Annotated in this window: 6 protein-coding genes; 3 read left to right on the forward strand and 3 right to left on the reverse strand. The window is 69.6% G+C overall.

Annotated features, from left to right (window positions below; genetic code table 11):
- Window positions 1-384 (reverse strand): cyclase family protein (locus C464_RS10195; protein ID WP_006113614.1); only part of this gene is annotated, 384 nt, incomplete at its 3' end.
- A 132-nt stretch (window positions 385-516) separates the two neighbouring features.
- Between C464_RS10195 and C464_RS10200 the strand changes: the two genes are divergently transcribed.
- Entirely contained in the window at window positions 517-2,745 is a 2,229-nt protein-coding gene (locus C464_RS10200; protein WP_006113615.1) for a S9 family peptidase, read from the forward strand.
- A gap of 36 nt (window positions 2,746-2,781) precedes the next feature.
- Here the strand turns inward: C464_RS10200 and mce are convergent, their stop codons facing one another.
- Window positions 2,782-3,168 carry a methylmalonyl-CoA epimerase gene (gene mce / locus C464_RS10205; RefSeq protein WP_006113616.1) on the reverse strand — a complete coding sequence of 129 codons (387 nt, stop codon included), beginning with the start codon at window positions 3,166-3,168 and terminating at the stop codon, window positions 2,782-2,784.
- Window positions 3,169-3,399: 231 nt separating this feature from the next.
- Between mce and C464_RS17480 the strand changes: the two genes are divergently transcribed.
- A complete protein-coding gene (locus C464_RS17480) occupies window positions 3,400-3,900 on the forward strand; it encodes a PH domain-containing protein (protein WP_204365992.1) in 501 nt (166 codons plus the stop codon).
- A 54-nt stretch (window positions 3,901-3,954) separates the two neighbouring features.
- Here C464_RS17480 and C464_RS10215 read toward each other — a convergent pair whose 3' ends face one another.
- Window positions 3,955-5,628: an acyl-CoA mutase large subunit family protein gene (locus tag C464_RS10215; protein WP_006113618.1), complete on the reverse strand. Its 1,674-nt coding sequence runs from the start codon at window positions 5,626-5,628 to the stop codon at window positions 3,955-3,957.
- A gap of 139 nt (window positions 5,629-5,767) precedes the next feature.
- On the opposite strand from C464_RS10215, the gene C464_RS10220 reads away from it, so the two are divergent.
- Entirely contained in the window at window positions 5,768-6,433 is a 666-nt protein-coding gene (locus tag C464_RS10220) for an O-methyltransferase (RefSeq protein WP_006113619.1), read from the forward strand.
- Window positions 6,434-6,572 lie beyond the last annotated feature (139 nt).

Consider the following 6,572-nt stretch of genomic DNA (forward strand, 5'->3'; position numbering starts at 1 on the left):
GAGGTACGGGTGATCGCGGTACCGGTCGTCCCCCCAGTGGGACTCCCAGCCGGTCCGGAGGACGAGGAGGTCGACGTCGGGGCCGAGGTCGCTCCCCTCGGGCAGGGCCTCCGGCGGGATCGGTTCCCGCGGCTCCAGCGGCCGGAGGTCCACGAGCCGGGCGTCGAACGCGAACCGACCGACCGACCGCTCGTCGATCGACTCCCCGTCGGGCAGCGTGTGCCGCGGCGCGTCGACGTGGGTTCCCGCGTGGGTGCCGGTCCGCAGTTCGCTTGTCGCGTAACCGTCGGTCTCGTGGGTCGCGTCGGGCGCGAGCGTCACCTCGGGGTCGCCCGGGTAGGTCGGCATCCCCGTCTCGATCCGGCGCGAGAGGTCGCGGAACACGGCCGCCGATCGGACCGCGGCGCGGTTAAGTCGGTCGCACGTCGCCAGTTGCGCGCGGCCCAGCGGGCCACACGCCGTCCACGGGGTTCCGCGGCCCGAACGTATTTCCTGTGCCCGCCGCTGTATCGGTCCATGTCGGAACTGCCGCTCGACGCGTACTACGACCTGACACAGATCGGCGAGGTCGCCGTCTCCCCGGCCGGCGACCGCGTCGCCTTCACCGCGACCGAGTACGACCAGGCCGCCGACGAGGCGGTCTCCTCGCTGTTCGTCGCGCCGACGGACGGCTCCCGCGACCCGCACCGACTGACAAGCGCGTCGGGCGCGTCCGCGCCGACGTGGGGACCGGACGGCGACCGCCTCGCGTTCGTGGCCGCCCGGGAGCGCGACGCCGAGAAGCGGGTCGGCTGGCGGGACCGCGACGACGAGGAGGCGGACGGCGCAGAGGGCGAAGAGAGCGAGGGCGACGCGGACGACGAGTCGGCCGACGGCGACGGCGAGGAACCGCTCGGCGACGACGGGGAACCAAAGCCGCAGGTGTGGGTGTTCGACCTCGCGCTCGGCGGCGACGCGCGACAGGTCACCGAGCGCGACGAGGGCGTCGCCGGGTTCGACTGGTCGCCGGACGGCGACCGGCTGGTGATCGAGTCGCGGGACCCGACCGACGAGGAGTCCGAGTACCTCGATCAGGTGCGCGAGGAGGGCGGCCCCATCGAGACCACTCGCCTCCAGCACAAGGTGAACGGCGCGGGCTGGACCGACGAGGTGACGCGGTACCTGTTCGTCGTCGACCCCGACGACCCCGAGAGCGACCCCCGCCGGCTCGACGACGCGTACGGCGGCGGCGCGTTCGAGGACGTCGCCGGGATGGACCCGACGTGGGGGCCGGACGACCGGATCGCGTTCACCTCGTGCCGCCTCGACCGCCCCGACGACACCACCGTCCGCGACTGCTACGCGGTGTCGGCGGACGGGGGCGACGCCGAGCGGCTCACTGGCGGCGACCTCAGTCACGGCGCGCCCGCGTGGCACCCGGACGGCGACCGGATCGCGACGGTCGCGAGCGACCCGGACGACCCGCCGGCCCCGGCGGAGGTGTATCTCGTCGACGCCGCCGGCGGGGAGGCCGACGGCGGTGACGCCGACGACCGCGACGCCCCGACCTCGCTCACCGCCGCCCTCGACCGCACGGTCGCCCGCGGCGGCGGGATCGAGTGGGTCGACGAGTCTATCTACACTCGGATCGCCGACGAGAGCCACACGCGCCTGATCCGCGTCGAGACCGACGGGACCGCGGAACGGGTCTTCGAGGCGCAGGGCCGCGACCGCGCCATGGCCGGGTTCGACGTCGCCGACGACGGGGCGACCGCGGTGACCGTTCTCTCTGAGCCGGAGACCGGGACCGACCTCTACGCGGTCGACGTCGCCGACCTCAACGCGGCGGGCGACGGGAGCCGCGCAGGTGACGACGCGGCGAGCGATGGGAGCCGCGCAGGTGGCGACGCGGCGAGCGAGCCGGACTCCTTCCGCCGGCTCACCCGCGTCAACGAGTCGCTCGTCGACGAGTTCGCGATGCCGACAGCGCGGCGCGTCGAGTGGGAGTCGGCCGGCTGGACGCTCGACGGCGTGCTCTACCACGACCCCGACGTCGACCCCGCCGACGGCGACCATCCGCTCGTGGTGGCGATCCACGGCGGTCCGATGTCGTACGACGAACCCGTCTTCAGCTTCGGGCACGCCGCCCTGACGAGCCGGGGCTACCTCGTCTTCCGGCCGAACTACCGCGGGGGCACCTCCCGCGGCCGGGAGTTCACCGCCGAACTGACCGGCGAGTGGGGGACCGCCGAGGTCGACGATATCGCGGCCGGCGTCAGATCGCTCGCGGACCGCGGGTGGGTCGACCCGGACCGCGTGTTCGGCCACGGCTTCTCGTACGGCGGCATCGCGCAGGGGTTCCTCGTCACGCAGGAGCCGGACCTGTTCACCGCGGCGGCACCGGAGCACGGCATCTACGACCTCCGCTCGGCGTTCGGCACGGACGACACCCACGTCTGGCTTGAGGCGGAGTTCGGCCTCCCGTGGGAGAACCCCGAGGCGTACGACTCGTCGACGGCGGTGCTGGACGCCGGGAACATCGAGACCCCGCTGCTCGTGATGGCCGGCGGCGAGGACTGGCGGTGTCCGCCCTCGCAGTCGGAGCAGCTGTACGTCGCCGCCCGCAAGCAGGGCGTCGACGCCGAACTGGTGGTCTACCCCGACGAGCACCACAACATCGGCGACCCGGACCGCGCGATCCACCGGCTGGAGAAGATCCTCGGCTGGTACGAGACGCACGACCCGGCGGTCGAGGCGGCGGACTGAGTCGCGGTCGGCCGGTCCGTTCGGCGGTACCTCCCCTCAGTGCTCGACGAACTCGACGAGCACGCCGCCGGTGGACCGCGGGTGGCAGAAGGCGACCTCGTGACCCCACGCCCCCGGGCGCGGCTCCTCGTCGACGAGGTCGATGCCGAGGTCGCGCGCGTGGTCGAGCGTCGCCGGCAGGTCGTCGACCGCGAGCGCGACGTGGTGCGTGCCCGGCCCCTCGCGGTCGAGGTACTCGGCGATCGTTCCCCCGGTGTCCGGTTCGAGCAGTTCGAAGTACCCGCCGCCGTCGAGTTCGAGGAAGACGATCCGAATGTCGTCGAACGTCTCCTCGTGGGCGACCGGCGCGTCGAGCAGGCCGCCGAACAGGTCGGCGAGGTCGGTCGCGTCGCGGGTCGCGACGCCGACGTGGTCGAAGCGCATGGCCGACGGTACGTCGGTCCGCGACTTATATCGGGCGGCGTTCTTCGAGACATCTCCCCGATTCGGCACGATCGATTCGGGACTGTGTCACATCCGAGTAGAATATATTTCTGACTTTTTTAATAAAAACCGCTGTACACGGGTGCTTCGAGTATTGTTAATTGTTTTTGATATTCTAGAATAGTAATGTTGTGCTACATTTAACATCGACGCGAGAAGCGTACCAACGGAATGTCTACTGAAACCGTAACTGACGTGCGGCACGAGGCCGGGACGGCCGGCATCAACGTGATGGACGGCGAGTCCGTGCTACAGAACCGGCATCCGGGATGGGGGCTGTGGTGGAAACAGCTCAGCGTTGCGGCACTGATCCTCCTATTCAGCCTCAGTTCGGGGCTCGACGGCCTTCTCGGCGGCCTGATCGTCGCGGGAGCCGTCGTCGGCTACGTCGCGTTCGCCCGGAGTCAATCTCGATACATCGTCACCGACGAGCGGGTCAAAAAAGAGGTCGGTTTCCTGCGGATCGACACCCGCGAGTACCGTATCTCCGACATCCAGGGCATCGACACCGCTCAGAGTCTCGTCGGGCGGCTCCTCGGACACGGTCACATCGACGTCCGGACATCCGACGGCACTTCGATTCCGTGGGTCGGCGTCCCCGACCACGAGGCCGTCGCGCAGTCGGTCCGGACCCACCAGCGCAAGTACGACTCGTCGATGGACCGGAAGTAACCTGCGAGCCGCCGCGATACGAACTCCGCTCCGTAGACTGATTTTTTCGGCCGCTCACCGCCCGGGCTTGTACTCCCCGAACTCGTCGCGGAGCACGTCCGAGATCTCTTGGACCGTCGCGTACGCCTTCACGGCGTCGACGATGTGCGGCATCACGTTCTCGGTCCCCCGCGCGGCCTCGCGCAGTCCGGCGAGCGCGTCGTCGACCGCGTCGTCGTCGCGCTCGGCCTTGACCTCCTCCAGACGCTCCCGCTGGTTCTGCTCCTGATCGGGGTCGACCTCTTCTAAGTCCATCTCCGGCTCCTCGTCGACCTCGAACTCGTTGACGCCGACGATGATCCGCTCGCCCTCCTCGATCTCCTGTTGGCGCTCGAAGGCGACGTCCTGGATCTGCCGCTGGACCCAGCCGCTCTCGACGGCCTCCAGCATGCCGCCGCGGCGGTCGACCTCCTCTAAGATCTCGAACGCCTCCTCCTCGATCCCGTCGGTGAGGTCCTCGACGTAGTACGAGCCCGCGAGCGGGTCGATCGTGTCGGCCGCGCCCGACTCGTGGGCGAGGATCTGCTGGGTGCGCAGCGCGGTCCGGACGGACTTCTCCGTCGGGAGCGCGAGCGCCTCGTCTTTCCCGTTGGTGTGGAGGCTCTGCGTGCCGCCGAGGACGGCCGCGAGCGCCTGATACGAGACGCGGACGACGTTGTTCTCGATCTGCTGGGCGGTGAGCGTCGAGCCGCCGGTCTGGGTGTGGAACTTCAGCTGCTTCGACTTGGGGTTCTCGGCCCCGAACCGCTCGTCCATGATCTGCGCCCACATCCGGCGCGCGGCGCGGAACTTCGCGGCCTCCTCGAAGATGTTGTTGTGGGCGTTGAAGAAGAAGGAGAGCTGGGGGGCGAACTCGTCGACGTCGAGCCCGGCGTCGAGGGCGGCCTCGACGTACTCGATGCCGTCGCCGAGGGTGAAGGCGATCTCCTGGGCCGCGGTCGACCCGGCCTCGCGGATGTGGTACCCGGAGATGGAGATGGTGTTGAACTTCGGCGTCTCGGCCGCACAGAACTCGAAGATGTCCGTAATAAGCCGCATCGACTCCTTCGGCGGGTAGATGTAGAGGTTCCGCGCGATGTACTCCTTCATGATGTCGTTCTGGATCGTCCCGCGGAGCTGCTCGCGCGGGACGCCCTGCTCGTCCCCCATCGCGACGTACATCGCGAGCAGCACCCCCGCCGGGGCGTTGATCGTCATCGACGTCGACACCTCGTCGAGGGGGATCGAATCGAAGACGGTCTCGAAGTCGTCGAGCGTGTCGATGGCGACGCCGGACCGGCCGACCTCCCCCTCGGCCATCGCGGCGTCGGAGTCGTATCCCATCTGCGTCGGGAGGTCGAACGCCATCGACAGTCCCGACGAGCCCTCGTCGATGAGGTAGCGGAACCGCTCGTTCGTCTCCGCGGCGGTGCCCATCCCGGCGTACTGGCGCATCGTCCACAGCCGTCCCCGGTGCATCGTCGAGTAGACGCCGCGGGTGTACGGCTCCTCGCCGGGGTAGCCGAGGTCCTCGCGGTAGTCCACCTCGACGTCGGCCGGGGTGTACAGGGGGTCGACCTCCTGTCCGCCGGTGTCGGTGGTGAACGCCTCCTCGCGCTCGCCGAACCGGTCGACCGTCTCGCCGTAGGTGCCCGCCTCCCACGACTCCTTGGCCTCGCGTATCTCGACGAGTTCGTCAGGGTCGTACATTACTGAATCGGTCGACCGAACGGGACTTAACAGTTTTCAGGGACGGGCGGACGCGGGCCGCGCAGACGGCGGCTCGCCCGCGGACGCGACGGCACCCCCCGCCGACCCGATTTAAGTATCACGCGTTCGACACGGAGGTATGGACGTGCTCACAGACCCCACGCGTCGGTTTCTGACCGCGACGGCACCGGAGCACACGTCGGTCCAGGCGGAGATGGCCGCCCTCGCCGACGAGTGGGGGTTCCCGATCATCGGGCCTGAGGCCGGGGCGGTCCTGCGGCTGCTCGCGCGGCTGACGGACGCGGACCGCGTCTTCGAGTTCGGCTCCGGCTTCGGCTACTCCGCCACGTGGTTCCTCCGCGGCGGCGCGGAGAGCGTGGTCTGTACCGAGTTCGACGCCGACGAGGCCGAGCGCGGCGTCGCGTTCGCCGCCGACGGCGGCTACGCCGACCGCGTCACCTTCGAGGTCGGCGACGCGATGGAGACGGTCGACCGCTACGACGGGCCCTTCGACGTGGTCCTCGTCGACCACCAGAAGGGGCGGTACGCCGACGCCTACCGGACGGTCCTCCCGAAGGTCCGCTCCGGGGGCGTGATCATCGCCGACAACATCGCCCGCGGGCCGATCGATTTCGAGACCCTCGTCGCGCACTTCGAGGCGGGCGAACCGCTCCCGGACGACGCGGTCGACGCGGAGACGCGGGGCATCGGCGAGTACGTGGGCACCGTCCGCTCGGACGACGCCGTCGAGACGGCGATCCTCCCGGTCGGCTCCGGAATCGCCGTCTCGACGGTGGTCCGGTGACCCCCGAGCGAAACCGTTACTATGTCGGATAAAAAACACGTGAATAGATGAACGGAGGGACCGAAGGCGACGGGCGGGCGGCGTCGGGCGTGCGGCCGGCCGTCCGTGTCCCTGTCTCTTATACACATCTCTGAGCGGG

Origin of the sequence: Halorubrum coriense DSM 10284 (assembly GCF_000337035.1) — an archaeon.
Taxonomy (GTDB): Archaea; Halobacteriota; Halobacteria; order Halobacteriales; family Haloferacaceae; genus Halorubrum; species Halorubrum coriense.

Excerpts from the sequence above, each read along its gene's own strand:
- mce (WP_006113616.1), bottom strand. The coding sequence starts at position 3,168 with ATGCGCTTCGACCACGTCGGCGTCGCGACCCGCGACGCGACCGACCTC.
- C464_RS10220 (WP_006113619.1), top strand. The coding sequence starts at position 5,768 with ATGGACGTGCTCACAGACCCCACGCGTCGGTTTCTGACCGCGACGGCA.
- C464_RS10200 (WP_006113615.1), top strand. The coding sequence starts at position 517 with ATGTCGGAACTGCCGCTCGACGCGTACTACGACCTGACACAGATCGGC.
- C464_RS17480 (WP_204365992.1), top strand. The coding sequence starts at position 3,400 with ATGTCTACTGAAACCGTAACTGACGTGCGGCACGAGGCCGGGACGGCC.
- C464_RS10215 (WP_006113618.1), bottom strand. The coding sequence starts at position 5,628 with ATGTACGACCCTGACGAACTCGTCGAGATACGCGAGGCCAAGGAGTCG.